Raw genomic sequence first — 23,536 nt, 5'->3', positions numbered from 1 at the left:
TTAATGCTCTTCTATTTAAGCGCCATAATATCCTCCTCGCTAAACGTAAAGGTGTCTCCCCGTTTTAATACGCCTTCCAAAAGCTTCCGTGCAATTATCTGCTCTACCTTGTCGGTAATGGCACGACGCATGGGGCGTGCGCCCATAACCGGATCGTATCCGATTTCCACAATCTTCTCTATAAGCGGCTCCGTAATAGTAAGTCCGACATCTTGTTTCTTAAGACGTTTTTGAAGGCCTATTAAAAGAAGATGGGCAATTTTTAATAAATGCTCACGCTTAAGAGGATGATACACAACAATGGCATCAAACCGGTTCAAGATTTCCGGAGCAAAAATACCTTGTGTACGAACAGTATTCACTACCTCACTCTGCAAATCTGCCGGATCTTTACCTGCCTGAACCATATCCCAGATTACATTACTGCCCGCATTGGACGTTGTTATGATGATAGTATCGCGCGCTGAAACTTTTTTTCCAAACGCATCCGTAAATGATCCTTCTTCCAGGATCTGTAAAAAAAGATTGATAACATCCTGTGACGATTTCTCAAGCTCATCAAATAATAAAAGACTGAAAGGTTTCGTACGAAGTGCATTGGAAAGAACTCCCGGTTCCTTGGTAACAAAGGAACCAATTAACTTATCAATGCCGTCAGTGCCCTGAAACTCGGACATATCAAATCGTGTCATAGCCGTATCCGCCCCAAAATATACTTCCGCTAGAGCTTTTGCGGTTTCCGTTTTTCCCACTCCCGTAGGACCCAAAAAGAGAAATGAACCAATGGGACGCTTTCCTGCATGCAGTCCGGAGCGCGCACGCCGAAGCGCATTCGCAACCGCAGTAACAGCGATATCTTGCCCGATAACACGCTGGTGAAGAAATGCCTCCATATGAAGAAGTTTTTCAGCTTCCCCTCCTTCCGCATTAGCAACGGGAATGTGCGTCTGCTTTTCCACGGCTTCCCCTATATCTGCCTTGCGAACGATGCGTCTGCCCGTTTGTGCCACACTGGCGGCCGCACGATCAAGAAGATCAATTGCTTTTTCCGGCATAACGCCCTGTGTAACATATCGATCAGCCATTTCAGATGCCGCCTCAAGTGCTTGGTAGGTAAATAGTATACCTGTCTTTTTTTCAAGATCTACCGATACTTCCTGCAAAATATAGGTAGTTGCCTCTGTGGAAGGCTCTCTGACATCTACTTTTGAAAATACCTTTGTTACAACGACATTTTGCTCGAGTATGCGATGATACGCATCCGGATCCGTAAACGCCACTACCTGAAGGGAAGATCCTTCAAGATAGGGCTCCATCAAAGAAAGAATATCCACTCCCATATGGGACGCCGATTCAACAAATACCGGTAAATTCTCCATAACAAGGACAACGTTACCGGCAGATGTGGCTTCGTTCATCAATTTAATAATAAGCTCCTCTAAAAGTCCTTTTTCTTTAGTGCTTGCCGTTAAGGAAGATGCGTCCATAGACACAAAACGTTTTTCCAGAAGGGAAGCCGGAACAGTGCCTTCCGCCGCATGACGCACAAGCTCTTCCAATATCGCCATTTTTCCTACACCGGGATCTCCCACCATGATAACGTTTGTATTGCCTGAGCGGGAAAGAATTTCTTCCAACGCTTTTAATTCCTGTCCATGTGCCGAGCCGTTTGCCACAATGTTTCCCTGCGTGCCGGGACTAATGTCGTGGGCGTATTTATCGAGAACGAACGTATAGCCAAAAAGAAGAGCGGCTCCTAAATGCGGCATACGCGAAAGACGCCCCCGTTCCCACCAGCGGCTTGCGGTCTCTTCGTGTGTTTTTATAGATGAAACCCATTCTGCGGCTCCGATAAGTTCCTTTTCACGAACCTCCTTTGCAAAAAGAACTTCCCTAAATACCGTATCTTTTTCATACAGCACATAGACACATTCGCGTGCTGTTAACATATCAGAATCCTTAGGTATACTACTTACCAGAGAAGCGAAAAATTCCTCCCGCGAAATAACAGCCGTATCTTCCGTGGCGCTAAAATCAAGCTCCTCTTCCGAAAGCCCCAAACGAAAGAAGAGCTGTGTGGCATACGGATCGGTGGTAAGTACCGTACGAATATCATGAATGGCAATTTCCGACTGTGCTCGTTTAAGCGCACGCAAACGATACAGTAGAAGCGCCGCCGGTAATGTAAGGTATATTATTTTTTCCTCCCCGCCTTTCGTTATGCGAAAAAAGGGAACCGGACGCGAAACTGAACGATAGTAAAATTCAACCATAAGCACGGTCCACGCAAGAGAACCGCTTATAAGAAACAGTCCTAAAAGAAAATTACGCGCCCGAACAATACCAGTAGCGGAGTCTGCCACTCCTCCTAACTGACTTGCTGCCGCCGCTAAAAGAAATAAGAGAAATACAAAAAAGGCAATCGCAACAAAGGCGGGAGCCATATGCTTGCGGCGTTCATGAGGAACAAGTGTCTCAATGCGCGCCGCACGTAAATTGCGTGGTCTGCGCGTAAGAAGCTCTATGGTAAATTGATCTTCTTGCCCTTTCATAAATCAAATAAACATAACAATAAGACCGCTAACAAGCCCCAAAGGAATAATAACGGGAGTAAGTAAAAAGATCCCAAACAAAAATGCTCCGAACAGCAACATTGCCGCTTGAAGAAAAAACGCTATAAAAAGGAGTATGCTTCGTACCGCAACGCCCACAAGCCGAGTTACAATATTTATAACAAACGTTTCTGCATATCTCTTGGGGTCAAACCCCTTCCCATATGATTCACTTGTGCGGCGAAACGGCGAAAAAAATGTGCGTAGTAAAATGGAAATAGAAAATAAACGGTATACCACCCAATGAACATTACGCCATACACGTAAAAACTCCTGCACACCTTCCCCGTATTGCCACGCTAAATATTCAAAAACAACGAGAGGTAAGCTCATGATTTCAGTATAGCACAGGGCATGGGACGAAGAACAAAGAGTAAAGTGAATAACATTTTCTCCGTTTTATACTCTTATGTTAACTTATCTACAACGTACCGAACCATTTCTTCGTGCGGCACCGGACCCAATGTAAGCGTATGAACACCCTTCATTTGCAAAATACGCATATCCTCCCCTTCAATAAGAGCTCCTATATATATAATAGGCATATTTTCGAAACCGGGATGCGTACGGATATCATCCACAAAACGCGTAACATCATCCCAATATCGTGGTGTTACAAATAAAATACCGTCAAGCTTGAGTGCAAGCGCTTTTTCAAAGGCAATTTTCATATTTTCACCCTCGGTAATAAGAATCCCCGCTTTCTCAAAAAGCTTTAAGAATGGTTTTCGTGAATTCGCATCTCCCACAAGTAAAATATGTTTCGCAGTAGACATTGTGTATCTTTTTACCTGTAATGTTTATATGTCTTTTTTCTTACTTTACAAATCCTATTTTATCGATAATTATTTCATGCGGATAATCAAAAACATCCCGCATAAATTTATCATTCATACCCGTTCTGTACTTAAAATCGGCTGTATCAAGAATAACATAATCAAGCTCTTTTCCCACCTCGGACTCAATCATACGAAGCGTCCAGTCAAGCTGTCCTTTTTTTAATGCATCTCCCACAATAAGCATATCAACACGCGCGCCGCTCTCTTTTAGAAAAATTCCTGCAAGAACCACCAATTTCACCTTACCCACACGCCTTAATTTTTGCGTTAAATCCTTTTTAGAAAGAGGTGCCACCGTAAGCACTAATTCTCTTAATTCATCAAAAAGCTGAAAGGATGTATCAATTTTATATCCGCTAATGCGTTTTTTCTGTATTTTCTTTTTATCTTTTTTATTCGGAATTTCTATAAATCCCGTAGCTTTCTTGATAAATCCAGCCGCTTCAAGTACGCGCAACTCCCGACGCATCACAGTTGCGGTAATATGTGCCCTTCTGGCAACATCTTTTGGCGGAAATATACTATCCGAATTTAAATAAAAAAGCTTTAGCAATTTTACCCGCGCATGAGATCCAAATAATTTTTCCAACATAATATGAATATAGGGGTAATATGTAATATATAGTATGGGGAACTTTTGATCTAAAAACAATCTTGACGTAATACGGCGTTTTGGGTGATAACATTATACCCGCCCGCAAAAAACCCGCATACGATGCGGGTTTTTTGCTTTATATTACATACCTTATTTAAGCTCCACCGTACCGCCGGCGGACTCAATTTTATTTTTGAGATCTTCAGCTTCTTCCTTGCTTACTCCTTCTTTTATAAGCTTTGGAGCCGAGTCAACCAAATCTTTTGCTTCTTTAAGCCCCAAACCGGTAGCCTCACGCACTGCTTTTATAACCTGAATCTTCTGCTCGCCGGCACCGGTAAGCTCTACGTTAAACGATGATTTCTCTTCCACCGCACCTGCATCTTCGCCGGCACCGGCCGCAGGAGCCGCCATCATAGGCATAGCACTTGAAACACCAAATTTATCTTCCAAAACCGTTACCAGCTCGGAGAGATCCAGTACACTCATTTTTTCTATCTCACCTACAAGGGCCTTAAATTTTTCCGGCACCTCAACATCTTTTTTTTCTTCTGACATAGTATTTATACGTTATTACCTTGTAATATGTTACATATCCTACTGTACTCGACCGGCAAATAATTATATTTTCTTTTCCGCTATTTGCTTAAGCGCCATAACAAAACCACGTGGCACACCTCCCAACACACCCACAAGTCCGCGCTGTGGTCCTTTTAGAACGCCCACCAATTGTGCAAGCAAAACCTCACGCGACGGAATCTTCGCAAGCCGGGTTACCAGCACCGCGTCTATTATGTTTTTCTCGTACACGCCTCCGGCTATCGTTGCTTCTTGATGTTTTTTTGTAAATGCGTGGATTTCTTTCGCGGTACTAACGGGATCCTCCCCCCCAAATACAAACGCAACCTCCCCTTCAAGCATCGGCATGTCCGTACCTTCCTCCTTAAGAACCAATCCCATAAAACGCTTTTTTGCCACAATATACTTAGCTCCCACGGCACGGAGCGCACTGCGAAGCTCTGTTACACTTGCCACCGTAAGACCGCGAAACTGTAAAAATATGAGCAAATGGGATGCATGGGATGCTTCTTTGAGTTTTTGTATGGTCTCTTCCTTTCTTTGTCGTGTTATTGCCATGATATTTGGAAATTAGATACTAGAACTTGGATATTAATCTCAAACAAAAATACGGCCGATAAGCCGCAGACAAGAATCACCAAAGTAATCCAACACCACGTTATACAGCCATCTGCATAACTTTTCCTTGGCGGGTCTTATTTCCATTTTATCGGACGCCCACTGTCTGCGGAATATCCCCATACTATACAACCTCTCATACCCTGTCAACTTGACATAATATATAAAACATTATATTATACATACTGGCAAGTTTATTATTATAAAACAAAAAGGGGGTATGTATGCTTACAACAGAGTTATGTTTCTTTTTCTCTGAAAAAGAAATTGGGAAACTTACTTTACTTTATACTATTGTGAACATATACAACGCAGTGTTCATAACGAGGGAAACAGAATTATTGCAAACAGACAAAGGGCCCGGTGTAAAAATAAAGATATCTGTTGCAAAAAAACATACTGAAAGTTTCCTTACAATAACTGAACTGGGTGGCATAATTCAAATAACTTGATTCTGCGCCTTACTCGCATAAACACAAAAAGTAATGCGAGTGAGGAATAAAATCAAAAATTTATCGAATCGGAAAGCTAAACTTTCCGATTTTTTATTGTTATTTTTTAATTACCGAAGCGATGGAGAACAGCGTAAGATCCCACTATTGCCGCTGTCTCCGCACGTAAAACACGCTTCGAAAGAGATGTTATGAAAAATCCTGCGGCTTCCGCCTCTGCAACCTCCGCCGGCGAAAACCCTCCCTCCGGACCAATAAATAAATTGATATGCATACTGGTAAGCGGAAGTGCATCCATGCGTTTTCTATGCTCCCGCTCATGCGCCAAAATATTAAGTGCTCCTTCTTTTTTTGCACGCTTTACAGCCTCCGCAAACGGAACAATAGGCAGTACATCCGGAAAAAATGCTCGCCCACTCTGTTCAGCCGCTTCCTTAACTATCTTTACGGCTCTTTCATACTGTACGCGTGTTTTCACCGAACGCTCCGCCAAAACCGGAGCAAATCGCGCAATACCAACCTCCGTACCTTTTGCAAATATCCATTCCATATTGTCCTTTTTCAGCGTTGCCTGGTAGAGCGTCAGTGTTACGCGAGACTCTCTGTCATTACGAGCTTTTGCAATTACCTCTCCCTCAAGAGCCTGGTCTTTCAGAGAATCAATACGAAATAAGAAATCCCACCCGCCGTCTCGTGCCACCCTTCCCCCAAAAAGAACTATTTTATTCCCCGGCTTCATACGAAGAACGTGCCTCACCTGATGAGCAATAGCCGAATCGGGAATAAGGAGCGGTCCCTCTTTTAAGGGTATCGTTACAAAAAATCTATGCATACGCGGATATAATACCATAAGATATAAAATTTTGCGTATATCTCGTATCCATTAATTATTGCCTGTTTACCGCCATGCCGTTAATGGTATACTTACACGCATATGAAGTATGTTGGTTTGTTCATCGTGGGAGGATTAATATTCGCCGAAGCTGCCGTTTTTTTAGGCGTGGAAATACCCTTCCTCTCTTCTGTGAACATGAAGCATCCCTCCCCCTCAACCGCCACAACTATACATAATTCCTTTGAAGAATCAGATACTTCCATTACCAATACCAAACCTGCTGAACAAAGTTCTTTTTCTGATACTAAACCCGAACCTGCTGAAATAAAAGATATTTCGTTTGCCGAAAATCATACTGTCACGCCTTCCTTTACAGATACAGAACCGGAAAAAGATACCTCTCCCTCCAAACCTGTTCCGACAGCACGTATTCCGCAAAAAGAATTATATAATTTCGGCGCCAGTCATGTTGTTAACCTTTTTTGCGAATTAGGTGACCGGGAAGTTGCTATTGCTACTGGCGTCATCCTAAACGATGCCGGCTATATTCTGACCAATGCTCATGTCGCCTACGCAGAGAACCCCAAACCCTGCCTGATAAGACGCGGATCTCCTGCACAAAATTTTGCTATCGCCGAGCGAATATTTATTCCATCCGATTTTTCCGGTACATCTCTTGCCTACGCAAACATAGTACGTGACATAGCTATATGGAAAATAACCACCTTTATCGGAAATAACACTCTTGCGGATCTTTCTCCCTTAGAAATTAATCCGCTCTATGCACCGTCCATCAACAGCCCTCTTTCTACTTTCAGTTATCCGGCAGAATTATTGGGATCGGAAGCCATTGTACGACACTTACATTTATCGTTTTCTGAAACCATCGTGCGTGCGCAAGACGCATTTATTATTGAATCAACTCAAGGTATTGGATCTCAAAAGGGGTCATCGGGTGGTATTATTATAAATCCGTTCACCGGTACGTTTGCCGGACTTATTTTTGCCATCAATGAAGGGGAATCATCCTCCATAACGGAACGTAATCTTTTTTCATTAACACCCCTTGCCATCGATGCCACGGTACGAGCCGAAACGGGCAAAAGCCTAAAAGAATTTCTGGCAGGTAATCCATAATTTAACAAACAATACTACTCATATAGCATGACCGTTCCAATTGGAACGGTTTTTTGTGTCGAAAAAAAGCCCCGGGAAGTCCGGGGCATAAAATAGAGAATTTGTTGAAAGTTCTCAATTTTTAGGAGATAGCAAAACATCGACTCTCATGGGGTAATGCCCCAATGGCCATTTTTTTTGACCTCCCTGATGCATACGCTTTTTAAGTAAATGTTGTAACAGAAAAGCACATGCACCAGGGAGATCTGGCCCGAGAGGAGTGTAGTTCAACTACTCTCCTAAAAAATGTTTGCTGAATGAAGTATACCAAGTTCCCATCCAAAGAACGAAAACAAAGATGTGGATAACCAACTACATAATCATAATACTATTAACGCGGCATCATGTTATATGTGCTTCCCACTTGTATATTATGTCTTGCCGTCCATCCCGCACCCACTTCCAAAACATAATCTACCGCTTTCGGTGAAGAAACAAGAGTTATCTCTTCATCAGTTTGATGTGAAAGAGCGGTAATACCAACTATTGTATTATTACTAATCCATATAACATCAAGATCAATAAGGGTATTCTTATTCCAGAATGTGCGCGGCATCACATCATCGAACACAAAAAGCATGCCATAATCTTCCGGAAGTTTTGTTATATGCATAAGTCCATTTGTCTGTTTTAATGCGGTATCCGCTATCCACACCGTAAGATTAGTATGTTCAAATGCCAGATCTGTTGTTTCATAGGAAGCGAATTTTTCAAGTGAATCTATGACGGCTCCATGACCACTATTCTCCTCGTCACCACGCAAACTCGAACTAAACCCGAGGGCACCAATACCACCTATGATAATTATAAAAAAGAGAATAATTGTTTTTGATGTATGCATATATGTATGGCATCAGAAAATCCAATAATACAGCGTTTGCCCTTATAAACAGATATTAACGCTTTTGCCACAAACTAATTTCCACAACTTTTCGACGCGACGCATGACCTCCCACAATTTCAATAGAACTTTTAGAGACTTCAAAATAATCGGCTAGAAGTTCTATAAGCTCTTTATTTGCCTCCCCTTCGTGCGGAGATGCGTGCACAGAAACATCCAGAGATTTATCATCATGTTCTACCACACCGGGATGTTTAGCATTGGGTTTTACGCGTACGGTTACTTTCATAGGATTATGGTATGTTTCTTTCTTTTAAATACTCTTTTAATGCACCAAGCGCTTTTTTTCGCATAGAAGTTCTGTCTTTCTCTTCATCCGTCATTTCTGCGCGCGTTTTTTTCTGCCCCGATGGTATAAAAATAGAATTCCATCCAAATCCATCCTCCCCACGCGGCGTATCTGCAATAATTCCTTCTGTTTTTCCCGAAAAAATATGAACACCATCACTGTCATGAAAACCATACTGCACTTCCGCTATTGCCGTTCTGTTATCATATCCATCAAGCATGCGACATAATGCCTCATTTCCCACACCCTCCACAAACCATTTAATAAAGGGTCCGGGAAGCATGTACTGGAAAGCGCCAAAGGTTACGGAGACATCTTCCACCAGAACCGGTTTTTTTATAAATGCATATGCGCGTTCGGCTTTATCCCGCACAACATGCTCCAGAACAAGTGACTGTATTTCCGGCAAATTATATGTATATCGTTTTACCGGCACCAAAAGATATCGTTCTACCTCTTTTGCCTTGGCATCATTACCGGTTATAAACGCAAGGTGTGTCATATACTAAAAAACAATAATAACGAATTCGCCTTTTTTCCTTTCTCCCGTTATGTATACTTGCGCACGCTCTATAGTGCCCCGATATATATCTTCATACATTTTAGTAAGCTCCCGCGCAATAACAATATGATGTCCATTGCCCAAATTTTCGGAAAGTGCCGCAAGCGTACGCTCCACCCTGTGCGGGGATTCATACAATACAACGGGACGCGTTTCTATAATCGGTATTTTTTCAAAGAACGTTTTTCGTCCTTTTTTATGAGGAGGGTATCCGAGAAAAGTAAACTGATCACCGGAAACACCCGCAATGGAAAGAGCTGTTACTAATGCGGATGGCCCCGGTATAGGCACAACAACCACATCCGGCATATGGTTATGTAGATATGCTACAAGACGCGCACCGGGATCGGAAATACCCGGCGTTCCCGCATCGCTAACGAGAGCGATGGTTTGTCCTTCCTTTAAAACCTGTCCGATGGCATTATGCATCCGATCAGCCACGTGTTCGTCGTATCGCTTGACAAACGTTTTAATATCATAATGTGCAAGTAATTTTTTAGTTACACGCGTATCTTCCGCATATACATTGTCTGCTTCCTTTAAGATACGAAGGGCCCGAAGCGTAATATCTTCGAGGTTGCCGATGGGCGTTGCCACTATGTAAAGTATACCGTTATTATATTTCATCACACCTTCTTCTATACCATATTTTATATTGCGTAAGTATATATAAAATATGTTGCATATTCCAGTACATTCCCCTTTTGAATTTCATCCTGTATACTCGTTTATATGAGCACGCCCATATTTTATGCCATTGGCAGTGTTGTTATTGTAAGTCTTATGTCACTTGTTGGAATTTTTGTTTTGGCAACAAATGAACGACGCCTTCGTATGTTGATATCTCCCATGGTAGCACTTGCCGTAGGAGCATTACTGGGGGATGCATTTATTCACCTTATCCCCGAAACATTTACCCATACCAAGAATGCCGTCCAATCATCACTGCTTATCATCGGCGGCATGCTTCTTTTTTTTATTTTAGAAAAAGTTCTTCACCTCCATCATCATGGACATGATACACATGAAGAAAATTCTCACAAAAATAAATCTTTAGGGCACATCATCCTTATCTCAGACGGACTACATAATTTTATAGACGGCGTTATTATAGCGGCAAGTTATCTTGTTAGTATTGAAGTAGGTATTGCCACGACAGGCGCCATTATTCTTCATGAAATTCCTCAAGAAATTGGCGACTTTGGCGTACTTATTCATGCGGGATACACAAAAACGCAAGCTATTCTTGTGAATTTCTACTCCGCCTCCTTTGCTGTCGCCGGTAGCGCTATTACGCTTTTTGCGAACCGTATCGCATCAGCAACCGAAGCATGGATCGTACCTCTCGCTATCGGAGTATTTATCTATACGGCAAGTTCAGATCTTGTACCGGAACTCCATAAACAAACGGGAATTTGGAACATCATATATGAAATAATCGGTATCAGTATCGGTGTGGGAGCTATGTACGCACTGCTTTTCCTTGAATAATTCTATCCACTAAAAACAATACCTCCATCACCTTTTTCCCAAGGAACATCTTTGAAAAAGGGTGCGAAAGTATCCTCTTCCATTGGTACTTCAAAGGATGAATAAAGATCTTTTGAAGATTGCGGCCCATTATAGAATGTAATCCATGGCACGTCCGTTATAAGAGAAACGGGCGTTGTTTCATTTCCCTCTCCCATAACAACCACTGCTGAAACCGCAAGACTATCGGGAATATTTGTCATCGTCATAATAAGTTCTCTTCCGAAAATATCTTTTTTTCCGCGATAATCCTTAAGCGGCAAAAAACCATAATATCCCAAAGCACTGCCAATAACGCCGCGACGAAATGGAATAGAGTGAGAGTCGGTTATAAGAACACCCACATCAGATACCCCATATGTTTTTTGAATCCATGCATGTATGGTACGTGCTGATGCGTATGAATCTTTAGGCCACAAGATATAATATCCCGCCGCATTACTCGCATCGATGCCGGCGGATGCCACAACCAGGTTGTTTTTTATGGTATGTGTGACAAATTCTCCAGGCACATGCACACGCGGAAGATAATATTCTGCTTCCCTTTTTATGAGATCCTCTTTCCCTATGCCGTTCCCCGAAACACATCGCCCTTCTGCTATACTAACTACTTTTGATGTTACGGCAAGAATACTTTTTTCCGGTATGCTCCGGATGGCACTTTTAAAGATCTTAAAAAGATCATCTTTTGGCGGATTAAAAATACGTGTTTTTATGGGTTCCACATGCATAAAACCCAGAGTAATCGTATTTTTGTTTATTTGCAAATAAAAAACGAGATCTATCTCGTTATCGTAAAACTTGCTGTACAAAATATGTAAGTCCCTCGCGTGTGCGCGGAGAAAGATTATATGCAAATACTTCATTAAGCGGTATCCACTTAAAACCAGCCCCTTCTCCCAAAATCATCGTTGTTATATCCGCATCCGAACAGATAAAGAATTCATATTTGTGCCACCCCGAGTCTTCCTGATAATACTCCCGAAACAGTATTACATTTTCTACAGAAAATAGAAGTCCAATCTCTTCGTACATCTCCCGCACAAAACATTCCGCTGGCGTTTCTCCTTTCTTCGACATACCCCCAAAGAACGCCCATTTGTTGGGGTTATAGGGCGTTTTACCATCGCGCAAATGAAGAAGTATTTCCTGTTTCTGGCGATTATATAGAAACCCGCCGGTAGGAAAAAGGATTTCTTCACGAGGTTTAACCTCGTGAAAGTTAGGAGACGATGTTAGTCGGGGATCCATTCTTATATGTTTCTATGTTTCCTAGGGTGGTATCCAGAATACGCATAAGACCCTCCCAGGTATTAAATGCATTATGCGGCGTTACAATGACGTTCGGCATGTTGATAAGCGCATGGTTTGCGAGTGTTGTGTACATTTTTTCCTGATCCGGATGTCCTTCCACTAAAAAATGCATTTCATCATAGAGTGGTCCTTCTTCTTCCAGTACGTCAAGTGCGGCACCCGCCACCTTTCCGGAATGAAGCGCTTCCAACAATGCCGGTGTATCGACCACGGCACCTCGGGAATCATTAACAAGATACACGCCGTCTTTCATTTTTGCGAAGGCTTCTTTGTTTACCAAATGGTGCGTAGATTCGAGATACGGAACGTGAAGTGTGATAATGTCGCTCGTAGAAAACAACTCGTCCAGCGCTATGTACGTAATATCCATTTCTTTTGCAAACGTTTCATCGGGATGCACATCAAATGCATGTACCTTCATATTGAATCCCTTTGCAATACTCACTACGTTCCTGCCAATGCGTCCCGTTCCTACCACGCCAATTGTTTTTCCGGCAAGATCAAATCCACGTTGTGTTTTCCGATCAAATGTACCGGCGTCTCGGAGTTGGTGATAGCTCTGGTATACATTTCGCGATAACGTAAGCAGTAGAGCGAATGCGTATTCCGCCACCGTATGTTCTCCGTATGAAGGCACGTTCGCCACTTGAATATTTCGGGCTTTTGCGGCATCCAAATCAATATGATCAAACCCTGTTGAACGCGTTGCAATAAGTTTCAAGTTCGGCAGCTGTTCAATGACGGACGCATCCATTTTCGCATTTACAAAGGGGCACGCCACATCAAAACTTTTATCTTCCGGCATATGGTCCGGATCGATAGGATCAGATATAAACATATAATCCGCACCGTCAATCGGACGCTCTTTAATGTATTCTTTCTCCCATTCCTCAAGTCCAAAAAATGCAATTTTCATAGTTATTGTATTATTTAGTAACATGTTTCCCCTCGGATAAGTATACCGTAGCCTCGCCATATATAAAAATAAAAGACGCGGCATAGATACTACACCTCATTAATCCCCTAGTTTTATCGATTATCTTTTATGCTCCGGAGCACCTATTATGCCACACTTCTGTTGCTTATTGACTAAGCCGTATGAATTTTTCAAGCGATTTCCTAGATATTTCAACTGCCGCCTCTGGTTTCACAATAATCTGATATTCGTCTTCGTACAGAATATCCGTTGGTCGATTGATTGTAACTACTTCGACTTCGCCTCCCACAACTGATACATACCAGTTCATCAATCCTGATTCACGATATTTCCTCAATCCGTATTCGCTCCAAAATGATATCGCTTCAGGATAATCAAGGCCTTTCTTCGGTAGCCATGACCCATCGGGTTTGTCTTTTCGCCTTGAATCATTTTTCGGACAGTCACGATCCACCGCTTCGTAGATCCCTACGCCGTTTACGACTATTCTGTAAAACTTTTCGTTCTCACTTCCCATGACACTTCTTAAATTTTTTGCCGGACCCGCACGGACACGGATCGTTGCGGCCTATGTTTTGATATTTCGGATCCACTGATGCCTGCTTGGCGGTAGCGGTATGTGTTCCCGAGGCATTTGAGGTTTCCGCAGCCGGAGCGCCGGTGAGCGACGGCCGGGAAAAGGTAAGCTGGCCTTCGTTCGGCGCATGCACATGATTATGTGCCGCTTGTGGAGACACGGAAAACTTAAAGATATTAAGTGCTATGAGATGCTCTACCGCCATATTAAACTGCCGAAATAATTTTACAGATTCATTTTTGTACTCCACTAATGGATCCCGTTGCCCGTATGCACGAAGACGTACGGAACTTCTCGTGTAATCCATTGCTTCCAAGTGATCCGTCCATAAAGAATCAATTGTTTGAAGCGCAAAAAACCGGATAACATTTAAAAATCCTTCTTTTAATTCCTTCTCTTTTTTTGCAAACGCATCATGAGCACGCGCTATAAGCACCTCTTCCATGTTTCCTCGGCGTACCGTATCCGATTCTTGCATCCCTTTTATATCTGTAAGCTCTTTTTCAAGCCCCTCCGTAGAAATATTCATTGCGTGAATATTTTCAATAATCTCAGTAATATTCCAATCCTCCGCCAAATGCATCGTGTGCATACCCACCAGATGAGAAATATCTTCTTCTATCATCGTGGAAATACGATCTTTAAGATCCTCTTCGGTACTTTTCAGTAGTTCCTTTCGGGTGCGATACACAGCTTCACGCTGACGATTCATAACATCATCATAATCAAGAAGGTGTTTCCGGGCATCGAAGTGGAATCCTTCGATTTTTGCCTGCGCCGATTCCAAAGAGCGGGAAACCATTCTGTTTTCAATGGGCTCATCCTCCGGAATACCGAATGTTCCCATAAGATTCTTTATCCTATCAGATCCGAAAATACGCATAAGATCATCTTCCAAAGATACATAGAACTGAGATACGCCCGGATCTCCCTGTCGACCGGCACGTCCACGAAGCTGATTATCGATACGCCTCGCCTCATGACGTTCCGTGCCAAGCATAAAGAGTCCACCCGCGTTACGTACTTCTTTTGCTTCTCGTTCGTCCGGCGGATTACCACCTAAGATAATATCAACACCACGCCCCGCCATGTTGGTGGCAATTGTTACGGCGCCCGGACGGCCTGCTTGAGCAATAATACTTGCCTCCGACTCATGGTTTTTTGCATTAAGCACCTGATGCGGTACTCCTTCTTTTTTAAGAAGTGCGGAAAGATATTCATTCTTATCAATGGATATAGTTCCTACCAATATGGGCTGACGCCGTTCATGGCATTCTTTTATTGTCCGTATTACCGCACGCATTTTCCCCGCATATGTCTGATACACCTGATCGGGCTTGTCATCACGAACAAGCGGCTTATTTGTGGGAATGGTCGCCACATTAAGGCCGTATACTTTATGAAATTCTTCCGTGGATGTTTTGGCGGTACCCGTCATGCCCGCAATTTTTTCATATAGCCGAAAATAATTCTGAAATGTTATGGACGCAAGTGTGCGGGATTCTTTCTGAATAGGTACCTTTTCTTTTGCTTCTATCGCCTGATGAAGCCCTTCCGACCATCTCCGTCCCGGCATCAGACGCCCCGTAAACTCATCTACGATAATAATTTCGCCGTCTTTTACAACATAATCTTTGTCGAGCTTATAGAGAGCTTCAGCTCTTAACGCCTGCTCTAAATGATGCACATACCGCATACCCTTTTCCGTATATATGTCCTTAATTCCCAAAAGCGACTCTGCTTTTTCAATACCTTCCTCGGTGAGAGTGGTTGCCTTTTGTTTTTCATCAACGTTATAATCTTCTCCCGCTTTTAGCTTTGGCACTATCTCGGCAAATACCTGATACAAATCACCGGAATCCTGATCGGGAGCCGAAATAATAAGCGGTGTACGCGCTTCATCAATTAAAATGGAGTCCATTTCGTCTATAATGGCAAAATAATGATTTTCTTGCGCAACCTGTTCCGGCTTATACGCCATATTATCGCGCAAATAATCGAACCCGAATTCATTATTGGTACCGTATGTAATGTCAGCCCCATAAGCCTCTTTACGGCTTACCGGTTCTAAAAACTCATGGATAATTTTAAAACTCCCCACCGCGTCCCGCACCGCGTCTTCCTCTTCAGCATTTTTAAAATGAGGATTATACCGATACGCCCCATCATGCGCTACACATCCCACACTCATACCTAACGCATCATATATCTGCCCCATCCATACCGCATCCCGTCGCGCCAAATAATCGTTCACGGTAATAACATGCACGCCCTTGCCCATTAGCGCATTTAAATATACGGGCAATGTTGCAACGAGCGTTTTTCCTTCTCCGGTACGCATCTCGGCAATATGCCCCTTATGAAGGGCCATACCACCCAACAGCTGAACATCAAAATGACGCATGCCAACCGTACGTTTCGATACCTCCCGCACCAAAGCAAATGCTTCGGGAAGAATGTCATCCAGCGACTCGCCCTTTCCCAGACGCTCTTTGAATTCGAGTGTCTTTTTTGGGAAATCATCCGCCGTAAGAACTTCCATATCCTTTTCAAATGCGCCAATTTTACCCACAACGAACTGTGATTTTTTAGCAAACGAAGTACTGGGATCTCCAAAAATTTTTTCTAAAAATTGCATAGCGTATCTATAATACGGGAATGTACCCGTATAATCAATGGGCGTATAAAATAGCCGGAAAAAAGTTTTTAATCACTATACACATGCAAGCATATTGACATACTGCTATTTTCCACTATATTTGCCTGTAGACTACAAAATAGGGAGGGTTTATGTAAAATGAAGGACGGGGAAATATCAGAAACTATGGTATTATCACTTGTTCGTTATATTTGCCGGCAAAAAACTTTCACAGAATCTGAAATGGGAAATGAACTTAATCTTGAGCCCAATCAGACAGCAAAAGCTATTTGTTTTCTTTTGGCTAATAATCTCGTACGAAAAAAAATGCACGAGGTACCTCTTTTCGTTCGAGAACGCCAATGAGCCGCCCGTGCGGCTTTTTTTATTTTTTAAGCAAAACCAAATTATTCACGCGCCGCTTTCGCTATGGTTGCGTTTTCTTTTGCAAGACGTGCTCCCTTAAGAGCTACTGTTTTTCTTTTCCCTTTATATGCTTTTAGTTCCCGCTCCAACTCTGCGCGCAAAAGATCCACGGCTTCTTGTGCCTTTTCTCCGTTTGCTTTTGCTCGAAGGACACGTCCTTTTAAAGAAAGATTACCCGAAGCACGCCATATTAATCCCTTCCTGTGATGGCGCGTTATTTTTCCGATATCAAGCGTAAGCCGCGCGCTTGGCATATGTGTTTTACCCACAAGTCGCTCTAATGATTTTATAACTTTCTCTTCAATATGCGCCTCCAATGCGGGCGTGAGCACCGTATTGGTTACTTTTATTATTGTTCTCATGTACTCCATTATATACTCTTTTTTGACAGTTCCAAAATAAGACCCCGCCATGAGCGGGGTCTTTACTTAAGAGAAGATTAGCGACGGCGGCGCGTTGTTTTCTTCGCTGCCTTTCGTTTCGTTGTCTTTCGTTTTGCTGTCTTCTTAGCTGCTTTGCGCTTAACTGTCTTCCTCTTTGTTGTCTTGTGCTTAGCAGCAGCTTTTTTTGTTGTCTTTCGTTTTTTGCGTGCTGGCATTGTAGTATAAAAATTTATACGTAAATAAAACGACCTTTCATAATAAGTAACAAAACTAAACTTTTGAAAACAAAACTATTTTCAAAAATGTTTTCGTTACACTTATTTTAGTTGAGATTTTTTTTTAAATATATACAAAGATGTGCAAAGGTGTGGATAAATAAAATAAAAATATGTATGAAAAAAAATATTTTATAATACTATTAAAATCCAACGTAACGAATTTCTTCTTCAAGCATTATGCCGCACATACTATGCACACGTTCTTTTATAACAGCAATAAGCATAACAACATCCTCCGCCGTCGCCGTTCCCGTATTTACCATAAAGTTAGCGTGTTTTTCCGAAACGGAAACTCCTCCTATTCGCATACCTTTCAAACCGGATTGTTCAATAAAGAATCCCGCGCCAAACATACCTCTTCTACTTTCATGCACCCAACAGGTGTTTTCTCCCCTCTGCCACTTTGGTCCATACGTATACATGCGTTTTTCCGTACTGTCCGTAATAGGAATCCCTTTAAACGTACTGCCGGCGGTCCGTACGCCGATATCTTGTTCTTGAACACGTGCCTGTGCGGAGCTTCGCATGTGTAAGCGTGCGGTATTTATTTCTTCAGGTGTTCCTTCTTTTAATTGCATGTCCACTGAAAGAATAATTATTTCAGGATGTTTCTTAAAAAAACTTTCTCGATACCCAAACTTGCATTCTTCATTCGTAAAAATACGTTTTTTAAAACCTTCTTCCTGTTGTTCCAACACTCTTACTGCTTTTACAACATCCTTCATTTCTCCGCCAAAACATCCGGCATTACCATACACGGAACCGCCAACCGTACCCGGCACTCCCATAGCCCACTCGAATCCAATATATCCTTCTGCCACCGATCGCGCCGCGGCAAGCGCCATGGGAACACCGGCATTAATACACATACCATTTACACCAAATGATATGTCATGAAGAGATATTTTAATGACAAGACCGGCAAATCCCTTATCTGCCACTAATATATTTGATCCCGCACCAATAATATAATACGGCATATCGTTCTCTTTCGCCCATATGAGGGCATTCAAAATATCCTTCTCCTTTTTTGCTTCCACAAAAAATCGGGCGAGTCCGCCTATATTGAGATAGGTATAAGGTGCAAGAGGGACATTTTCTTGTATCTGAATTTCCATATGAACAGTATATCAGAAAAAACAAAAAAATCCCGCTAGAAAAACAGGATTCTTTCGTGGGATCATGGGCGTAATAACCTCCTACATACATCAGATGTGAGTTCGACCACATGATCCCACGTCTATAATAGCATTCTCTCCCAAACGCACAAAATTCCGCCGAAGCGGAATTATGTGCGATGTAGTAGAAATTATTGTTATCAATAACCCACAACCCCATAGTAACAGATTTATACAAAAAAGTCAACTATTCCTGTGTATATAACCCTATTATACTAGCATCTACTCAACCATAAGTCTTTGATAAACCAAAAGAGCTTTATTGCATTACTCTTTTAAGAACATTTTTTAGAATCATCTTCCGGTGTCATATGTAACAATTCAAAACTAAAATACATAAAGATTTTTTGAGTCAGGACAACTTAAAGGGTATTCAAAAATGCTTCCACTTCATCTTTGCGCATTGGATCAAACTCCAGTACAGCATAAGCTGCCTGCCTTGCCTTATCCTTCTCTCCCGCAAGATTGTAGAGAGCGGCAAGTTGGGCATAGAGGGTTGCACGATCTTTCCGAAGCAAGTCATCATCGTGAATAATATACTCTTGTATGCGTGCGGCATCTCCGTAACGCTCGGCAAGAAAATAGGCGTCCCGCAAAGAACCTGCCTCATGTCCGTTTGTGATAATCCATTCTACTTCCTGTTCTTCCCGTTCTCTATTTTCCGTTTCTATCGCAGTAATCCCTGCCGCTTCGTGTGCGGCAAGAAATGCAGGTACTTTTTCTAACACAGTATCGAGTTCCTGCCATGTTTCTTCTATCCTTCCCTGCCGCTTATACGCCTCCGCAAGACCCAGATAAATTTGCGGGCGCGCCGAAGATAATGCGCGGGCTTTTAAATAAAACTCTTCCGCCAATAACGCATAAGAACTATCAAATCGCACCGCCATCAAATTATATAACTCCCCCTGATATATATACCACTTTACATTTTGCGGATCTGCCCGAATATTTTCGTCCATATACTCATTCGCCTGCGTCATAAGCCGAAATAATGATTCGTCCGGACGCACACCGCCCTGCTTCAAAAACTCAAACACGTATTCAGCAAAGAAACGCCGTATATCGACATCTCCATGCGTCTTATATGAAAGACCTTTGTTAAATAACTGAATGGCTTCTTCATCCCCACCTCCAAGACGAAGGGTTTCCCAACCGATATGTGCCGCCCTATTTGCATGCATTGGTGCTGCGTTTACATAATACCAACCGGGAATAAGAACTACTGACAGTAATACAACACCACCCAGTATTAGTTTGTTTTTTTGTTTATCTTCTATGACGTACTTTTCATCGTGCAAAGAAACGGCAACAAAGGCAAATATCATCCATAGCGGTATGAGTGTTGTTATAGTATCAAATGTAAACATGTTTTGAAGAACATACCCTCCCAACAAAGCCGCAAGAACCGCGGATGTCCAAAACGTATACATATTATTCCGCCATTTTCGGTACAATGTAAAAAACATACTTCCTAAAAGAATCATATATGAAAATATACCAAGAATGCCGGTACTGCTTCCTATATCAAAAATAATGTTATGTGCCCGATCAAACCATGGCTCCTGCCTGAATAACCGTTCATCATAATGCGCATTAAAAAGGATATTAAAATTTTCGATCCCCCATCCGGTAATACCACGCTCCTGCCAGCCCTCCCATGCTACGCGCCATGTAAGAAAACGCCCCTCTGCCGTACGCTCCGCTAAACTTACATCCGTAAACCGTCGTAATTGATTCGGAACGTAAGGACTTATCGATTTAGGAAATAATATAAAAAATACGCTCATAACCGTAAACAATCCCAACAAAATACCACCAATTCGTTTTCCAACTTTATGAGGAATAGAAAGTGTCTGTCCGTCAGTCTCGCTAAAAATCAGAAATAATACACTAAGAACCACAAGGCCGCCAAATAATCCTATCAGTCCGGCACGTGCTTCGGTAAGAAAAAGAGCGACTCCTATCATACCGGTACTCAAGGCAAAAAATCCGGCCTTATAATTAAATCTTTCCTCGTTAAGAAGAAGCATAAGGGATAAAAAAACATGCAAGAGCAAATAAGAGGATAGAAATGCCGCATTGCCTATTGTTGCAATAATACGCCCTTCGGATATTACCGCTTCTCCGATACCTATAATACTAATGAGACTTGCCGCCGTTATTGAAGTTACCAGTAGTCGATTCCAATCCCTTATACTTCGCATCATAGTTACCAACATTAGGAAAAATACAAAAAGATGTACATATGTCCATAAACCAAGCATGCGTTCAAAATCCGACCATATACTTTTAAAAACATCTACACCGGTCAGAGACGTAATAACGAGGACACCGAAAAATACGCTTACCGATATAGCGGGAAAAGAATATAAACGACGGTATCGCGAAATAAATATTACAAGTGGTAGCCATAGCACAAATGCAATTTCTATCAGCGTCCGAAAGAGTATCGTTTTAGGAAATGTATAAGGAAAAAATACCTCCTGCCAAAATACAAGAGGTATAAGAACAGGAATAGCGATGAGAATGTATTGAATAGTACGTGAGAATACCTTTACCATACTTAAAAATCGTCAAGTCCGCGAATAAATTTATCGATTTCTATAACGCCCTCCGGCGGTGCAATTTCCCGTGCACGCAATGCGAAAGAACGCGCTTCTTCGTTTTTTCCCTGCTCTACGAGTGTTTCCGCAAGTGCCATTAATACTATAGAATTTTCTTGAGCCGCTAAAACAGTGCGAAGAAATACTTCTCTTTCAGCTACTCCCCCTCGCACAAATGATCTTCTAATAACATCTTCTAACTTTGGCGGCTCAAACCATGCCGGTGCCGGATATTCGGGTGTATTACCTAAACTTACATATCGTTCAACCTGCTCTGCCGCCCGATCAAAATCCCCCGCCAAAACGCTCACCAAAAGAACGCTGTAGATAATCGAATTTGGCCGTGTCATTTTCTGATAAATAGTGTCGACCGCATTAGTGGCTTCCTCAAAATTATTATCCGTAAGATATGTCTCGGCGATACCAATATAGGTAGGCGGATAATTCGGCGCCATGGCAATACCAACATTATATATATCAATAGAATGATCCCTGTCAGATTTATTTCCCGTTAGAGCAAAGCGTAACTGGTATAACTTACCCAGAGAAATATGATGACGTAATAATTGAGGCTTTTTTGCCACTTGTTTTTCCATTTCATCAATATTTTTGGTAACAAGAAGAAGTAAGTCTTGCCCCGATACATTTGGTTCGCGTGATGCCTGCAGTACAAGATCCATAAACCGTTCGCGTGCTTCCGTAACACCAAATGTCCCTTTTGCAATAGTGGCATCAAATTGCTCATTTAATATAAGTGCCGTACCTTGTGATGCCGATTGTAATGTCGTGATAATGCCACGCGCCACTTGTATTTGCTTCGTATGCAATGTTGATGCAAGTATAATACCAGCCGCTACGCAACATCCCGCTACAAGTATGCGATTATTCCGCATACCTGCGGATAAAATACTCGATTTTTCTTCACCGTAAGGAACAGACAAGCTGTGTAAAAACGCAAACAAAACGGTAATAAGCATATATGAAATAACCGTATCAAACACAAATGAATTTTGTACGAGATATGCCGTAAAAAGAGCCGCGAGAAGAGAGACTGTTATGGAATCAAACACGTTCCGGCGCCATAATCGCCATAAGAGAATAACAACGGATCCCCACAATCCCACATACGCCGTAAACCCTATAATTCCCGTTGTAACTAACCATTCAAAATGCATATTATGCACCCTATCGAACCACGGCTCATTTCCAAACAAATTGGGATCATAATATGTGGCATACGGAATAATAAAATTCCCCGGGCCCCATCCAAGAATAGGGCGTTCCTTAAACCCCTCCCATGCCATACGCCAAATGGTAAAACGTGACTCGGCAGTTGCCGATGATAAACTAATATTGGCAAACCGCGTAAGAAGCGGACGTGACTGCACAAATACGGATTCCCGGGACATAAATAAGCCACCTACGCTCATGAACCCGATTATGAGAAGAACCAGCGATATCCGTTTCATGCGTGCGTCCGGCGTTGTGAACATGAATACCACAAGACCCACAATAAATCCCGCAAAAAGACCCACTACGGCGCCCCGCGTGCCGCTTGCAAAAAAGATATAGAGCTCAAAAAGGAAAAGTAAACCATATGCGACACGCGCCCAATACTGCGTTATCCATCGAATTACTATGCCCAACAAAAACATATGGATAAGAAGATAGAGAGCCAAATAAATAGGATTTCCCAGTGTCGCAAATACGCGCCCCGGACTTGATCCCGGAATGGCTATAGACCCCGTCTTTTCCAATAATCCTATGCATGCCACGATGAAACTTGCGGCAAGAGAAACATGAAACGTAAGTATCCAGTCTTTCTTTGTCCGAAAAACCGACGCCGTCATGATAAAAAGAGCTAGTAAATGAAGGTGTGTCACAATACCCTCCATGCGCTCAAAATTAGACCAAAAACTATGTGCCGCATCGGCACCAAGCATTCCTGCAATAAAGAGAATACTCACAAATCCGGAAAATGCCCAAAGAAGAGGTCCTTTGCGTGGACGAAATGACGGATTTACAACAACAAGCCCCGCCCATAGTCCAAACACGATTTCAACCACAATACGAAAAAAGAAATTTTTTCCGGTAATGAAAGGGAAGAAAAGTGACCCCGATACAACAAGAGGAGTTACAAACAAAAGGAGCCAGATGCCTATTCTGGTTCCCCATAATAATATTCGCTCCACATACCCATTTTGCATAGATTAC

Annotated in this window: 24 protein-coding genes; 4 read left to right on the top strand and 20 right to left on the bottom strand. The window is 42.3% G+C overall.

Going from position 1 to position 23,536, the window contains the following annotated elements:
• Positions 1-11: 11 nt before the first annotated feature.
• The 6 genes from COU90_02285 to rplJ all read right to left on the bottom strand — a co-directional run bounded on the left by COU90_02285 (position 12) and on the right by rplJ (position 5,183).
• A complete protein-coding gene (locus COU90_02285; GenBank protein ID PJE64647.1) occupies positions 12-2,552 on the bottom strand; it encodes a hypothetical protein in 2,541 nt (846 codons plus the stop codon).
• A gap of 3 nt (positions 2,553-2,555) precedes the next feature.
• Complete coding sequence (locus COU90_02280; protein PJE64646.1) at positions 2,556-2,945, bottom strand: hypothetical protein; 390 nt, start codon at positions 2,943-2,945, stop codon at positions 2,556-2,558.
• 74 nt (positions 2,946-3,019) lie between these two features.
• Positions 3,020-3,388 carry a hypothetical protein gene (locus COU90_02275; protein PJE64645.1) on the bottom strand — a complete coding sequence of 123 codons (369 nt, stop codon included), beginning with the start codon at positions 3,386-3,388 and terminating at the stop codon, positions 3,020-3,022.
• A gap of 40 nt (positions 3,389-3,428) precedes the next feature.
• Positions 3,429-4,043, bottom strand: a complete 615-nt coding sequence (locus COU90_02270; GenBank protein ID PJE64644.1) for a hypothetical protein — start codon at positions 4,041-4,043, stop codon at positions 3,429-3,431.
• A gap of 153 nt (positions 4,044-4,196) precedes the next feature.
• Positions 4,197-4,604: a 50S ribosomal protein L7/L12 gene (locus tag COU90_02265; GenBank protein PJE64643.1), complete on the bottom strand. Its 408-nt coding sequence runs from the start codon at positions 4,602-4,604 to the stop codon at positions 4,197-4,199.
• Positions 4,605-4,667: 63 nt separating this feature from the next.
• Positions 4,668-5,183, bottom strand: coding sequence for a 50S ribosomal protein L10 (gene rplJ / locus COU90_02260; protein PJE64642.1), 516 nt, complete (start codon positions 5,181-5,183; stop codon positions 4,668-4,670).
• A gap of 284 nt (positions 5,184-5,467) precedes the next feature.
• On the opposite strand from rplJ, the gene COU90_02255 reads away from it, so the two are divergent.
• The gene (locus tag COU90_02255) at positions 5,468-5,695 is read left to right on the top strand and encodes a hypothetical protein (protein PJE64641.1); all 228 of its coding nucleotides are present in this window, start codon (positions 5,468-5,470) and stop codon (positions 5,693-5,695) included.
• A 106-nt stretch (positions 5,696-5,801) separates the two neighbouring features.
• Here the strand turns inward: COU90_02255 and COU90_02250 are convergent, their stop codons facing one another.
• Positions 5,802-6,545 (bottom strand): hypothetical protein, encoded by a 744-nt coding sequence (locus COU90_02250; GenBank protein ID PJE64640.1) that lies wholly within the window; start codon positions 6,543-6,545, stop codon positions 5,802-5,804.
• An 84-nt stretch (positions 6,546-6,629) separates the two neighbouring features.
• On the opposite strand from COU90_02250, the gene COU90_02245 reads away from it, so the two are divergent.
• On the top strand, positions 6,630-7,667 hold the full coding sequence (locus COU90_02245) for a hypothetical protein (GenBank protein PJE64639.1): 1,038 nt from the start codon (positions 6,630-6,632) through the stop codon (positions 7,665-7,667).
• Between the two features lie 370 nt (positions 7,668-8,037).
• Here the strand turns inward: COU90_02245 and COU90_02240 are convergent, their stop codons facing one another.
• The 4 genes from COU90_02240 to rsmI are packed head-to-tail and all read right to left on the bottom strand — an operon-like array spanning position 8,038 to position 10,085.
• Positions 8,038-8,547, bottom strand: coding sequence for a hypothetical protein (locus COU90_02240; protein PJE64638.1), 510 nt, complete (start codon positions 8,545-8,547; stop codon positions 8,038-8,040).
• Positions 8,548-8,602: 55 nt separating this feature from the next.
• Positions 8,603-8,836: a hypothetical protein gene (locus tag COU90_02235; protein PJE64637.1), complete on the bottom strand. Its 234-nt coding sequence runs from the start codon at positions 8,834-8,836 to the stop codon at positions 8,603-8,605.
• Positions 8,837-8,840: 4 nt separating this feature from the next.
• The gene (locus COU90_02230) at positions 8,841-9,398 is read right to left on the bottom strand and encodes a non-canonical purine NTP pyrophosphatase (GenBank protein ID PJE64636.1); all 558 of its coding nucleotides are present in this window, start codon (positions 9,396-9,398) and stop codon (positions 8,841-8,843) included.
• Between the two features lie 3 nt (positions 9,399-9,401).
• A complete protein-coding gene (gene rsmI, locus COU90_02225; protein PJE64635.1) occupies positions 9,402-10,085 on the bottom strand; it encodes a 16S rRNA (cytidine(1402)-2'-O)-methyltransferase in 684 nt (227 codons plus the stop codon).
• A 105-nt stretch (positions 10,086-10,190) separates the two neighbouring features.
• Here rsmI and COU90_02220 point away from each other — a divergent pair, with 105 nt between their 5' ends.
• Positions 10,191-10,949 carry a ZIP family metal transporter gene (locus COU90_02220; GenBank protein ID PJE64634.1) on the top strand — a complete coding sequence of 253 codons (759 nt, stop codon included), beginning with the start codon at positions 10,191-10,193 and terminating at the stop codon, positions 10,947-10,949.
• Between the two features lie 2 nt (positions 10,950-10,951).
• Here the strand turns inward: COU90_02220 and COU90_02215 are convergent, their stop codons facing one another.
• The 5 genes from COU90_02215 to COU90_02195 form a co-directional block, all read right to left on the bottom strand.
• Positions 10,952-11,854, bottom strand: coding sequence for a putative folate metabolism gamma-glutamate ligase (locus tag COU90_02215; protein ID PJE64633.1), 903 nt, complete (start codon positions 11,852-11,854; stop codon positions 10,952-10,954).
• Positions 11,778-12,239: a hypothetical protein gene (locus tag COU90_02210; protein PJE64632.1), complete on the bottom strand. Its 462-nt coding sequence runs from the start codon at positions 12,237-12,239 to the stop codon at positions 11,778-11,780. The genes COU90_02215 and COU90_02210 overlap by 77 nt, the downstream gene beginning before the upstream one ends.
• On the bottom strand, positions 12,211-13,302 hold the full coding sequence (locus COU90_02205) for a hydroxyacid dehydrogenase (GenBank protein ID PJE64631.1): 1,092 nt from the start codon (positions 13,300-13,302) through the stop codon (positions 12,211-12,213). Before COU90_02205 ends, COU90_02210 begins: the two co-directional genes overlap by 29 nt.
• A gap of 82 nt (positions 13,303-13,384) precedes the next feature.
• Complete coding sequence (locus tag COU90_02200) at positions 13,385-13,756, bottom strand: hypothetical protein (GenBank protein PJE64630.1); 372 nt, start codon at positions 13,754-13,756, stop codon at positions 13,385-13,387.
• A complete protein-coding gene (locus tag COU90_02195) occupies positions 13,746-16,454 on the bottom strand; it encodes a preprotein translocase subunit SecA (protein PJE64629.1) in 2,709 nt (902 codons plus the stop codon). Before COU90_02195 ends, COU90_02200 begins: the two co-directional genes overlap by 11 nt.
• 159 nt (positions 16,455-16,613) lie before the next feature.
• Here COU90_02195 and COU90_02190 point away from each other — a divergent pair, with 159 nt between their 5' ends.
• Positions 16,614-16,820 (top strand): hypothetical protein, encoded by a 207-nt coding sequence (locus COU90_02190; protein ID PJE64628.1) that lies wholly within the window; start codon positions 16,614-16,616, stop codon positions 16,818-16,820.
• A 41-nt stretch (positions 16,821-16,861) separates the two neighbouring features.
• Here the strand turns inward: COU90_02190 and COU90_02185 are convergent, their stop codons facing one another.
• The 4 genes from COU90_02185 to COU90_02170 form a co-directional block, all read right to left on the bottom strand.
• The gene (locus COU90_02185; protein PJE64627.1) at positions 16,862-17,293 is read right to left on the bottom strand and encodes a hypothetical protein; all 432 of its coding nucleotides are present in this window, start codon (positions 17,291-17,293) and stop codon (positions 16,862-16,864) included.
• Positions 17,294-17,681: 388 nt separating this feature from the next.
• Positions 17,682-18,659: a UDP-N-acetylenolpyruvoylglucosamine reductase gene (locus tag COU90_02180; protein ID PJE64626.1), complete on the bottom strand. Its 978-nt coding sequence runs from the start codon at positions 18,657-18,659 to the stop codon at positions 17,682-17,684.
• 422 nt (positions 18,660-19,081) lie between these two features.
• Complete coding sequence (locus tag COU90_02175) at positions 19,082-21,280, bottom strand: hypothetical protein (protein PJE64625.1); 2,199 nt, start codon at positions 21,278-21,280, stop codon at positions 19,082-19,084.
• Between the two features lie 2 nt (positions 21,281-21,282).
• On the bottom strand, positions 21,283-23,529 hold the full coding sequence (locus COU90_02170) for a hypothetical protein (GenBank protein ID PJE64624.1): 2,247 nt from the start codon (positions 23,527-23,529) through the stop codon (positions 21,283-21,285).
• Between the last annotated feature and the right edge of the window lie 7 nt (positions 23,530-23,536).

The sequence above is a fragment of the Candidatus Ryanbacteria bacterium CG10_big_fil_rev_8_21_14_0_10_43_42 genome (assembly GCA_002793915.1).
Classification (GTDB): Bacteria; Patescibacteriota; Minisyncoccia; order Ryanbacterales; family 2-02-FULL-48-12; genus 1-14-0-10-43-42.
The sequence above is the reverse complement of the archived record's forward strand: the minus strand, read 5'-3'. Positions and strand labels throughout refer to the sequence as shown.

Excerpts from the sequence above, each read along its gene's own strand:
- COU90_02285 (PJE64647.1), bottom strand. The coding sequence starts at position 2,552 with ATGAAAGGGCAAGAAGATCAATTTACCATAGAGCTTCTTACGCGCAGA.
- COU90_02280 (PJE64646.1), bottom strand. The coding sequence starts at position 2,945 with ATGAGCTTACCTCTCGTTGTTTTTGAATATTTAGCGTGGCAATACGGG.
- COU90_02275 (PJE64645.1), bottom strand. The coding sequence starts at position 3,388 with ATGTCTACTGCGAAACATATTTTACTTGTGGGAGATGCGAATTCACGA.
- COU90_02270 (PJE64644.1), bottom strand. The coding sequence starts at position 4,043 with ATGTTGGAAAAATTATTTGGATCTCATGCGCGGGTAAAATTGCTAAAG.
- COU90_02265 (PJE64643.1), bottom strand. The coding sequence starts at position 4,604 with ATGTCAGAAGAAAAAAAAGATGTTGAGGTGCCGGAAAAATTTAAGGCC.
- rplJ (PJE64642.1), bottom strand. The coding sequence starts at position 5,183 with ATGGCAATAACACGACAAAGAAAGGAAGAGACCATACAAAAACTCAAA.
- COU90_02255 (PJE64641.1), top strand. The coding sequence starts at position 5,468 with ATGCTTACAACAGAGTTATGTTTCTTTTTCTCTGAAAAAGAAATTGGG.
- COU90_02250 (PJE64640.1), bottom strand. The coding sequence starts at position 6,545 with ATGGTATTATATCCGCGTATGCATAGATTTTTTGTAACGATACCCTTA.
- COU90_02245 (PJE64639.1), top strand. The coding sequence starts at position 6,630 with ATGAAGTATGTTGGTTTGTTCATCGTGGGAGGATTAATATTCGCCGAA.
- COU90_02240 (PJE64638.1), bottom strand. The coding sequence starts at position 8,547 with ATGCATACATCAAAAACAATTATTCTCTTTTTTATAATTATCATAGGT.
- COU90_02235 (PJE64637.1), bottom strand. The coding sequence starts at position 8,836 with ATGAAAGTAACCGTACGCGTAAAACCCAATGCTAAACATCCCGGTGTG.
- COU90_02230 (PJE64636.1), bottom strand. The coding sequence starts at position 9,398 with ATGACACACCTTGCGTTTATAACCGGTAATGATGCCAAGGCAAAAGAG.
- rsmI (PJE64635.1), bottom strand. The coding sequence starts at position 10,085 with ATGAAATATAATAACGGTATACTTTACATAGTGGCAACGCCCATCGGC.
- COU90_02220 (PJE64634.1), top strand. The coding sequence starts at position 10,191 with ATGAGCACGCCCATATTTTATGCCATTGGCAGTGTTGTTATTGTAAGT.
- COU90_02215 (PJE64633.1), bottom strand. The coding sequence starts at position 11,854 with ATGAAGTATTTGCATATAATCTTTCTCCGCGCACACGCGAGGGACTTA.
- COU90_02210 (PJE64632.1), bottom strand. The coding sequence starts at position 12,239 with ATGGATCCCCGACTAACATCGTCTCCTAACTTTCACGAGGTTAAACCT.
- COU90_02205 (PJE64631.1), bottom strand. The coding sequence starts at position 13,302 with ATGCCGCGTCTTTTATTTTTATATATGGCGAGGCTACGGTATACTTAT.
- COU90_02200 (PJE64630.1), bottom strand. The coding sequence starts at position 13,756 with ATGGGAAGTGAGAACGAAAAGTTTTACAGAATAGTCGTAAACGGCGTA.
- COU90_02195 (PJE64629.1), bottom strand. The coding sequence starts at position 16,454 with ATGCAATTTTTAGAAAAAATTTTTGGAGATCCCAGTACTTCGTTTGCT.
- COU90_02190 (PJE64628.1), top strand. The coding sequence starts at position 16,614 with ATGAAGGACGGGGAAATATCAGAAACTATGGTATTATCACTTGTTCGT.
- COU90_02185 (PJE64627.1), bottom strand. The coding sequence starts at position 17,293 with ATGGCGGGGTCTTATTTTGGAACTGTCAAAAAAGAGTATATAATGGAG.
- COU90_02180 (PJE64626.1), bottom strand. The coding sequence starts at position 18,659 with ATGGAAATTCAGATACAAGAAAATGTCCCTCTTGCACCTTATACCTAT.
- COU90_02175 (PJE64625.1), bottom strand. The coding sequence starts at position 21,280 with ATGGTAAAGGTATTCTCACGTACTATTCAATACATTCTCATCGCTATT.
- COU90_02170 (PJE64624.1), bottom strand. The coding sequence starts at position 23,529 with ATGCAAAATGGGTATGTGGAGCGAATATTATTATGGGGAACCAGAATA.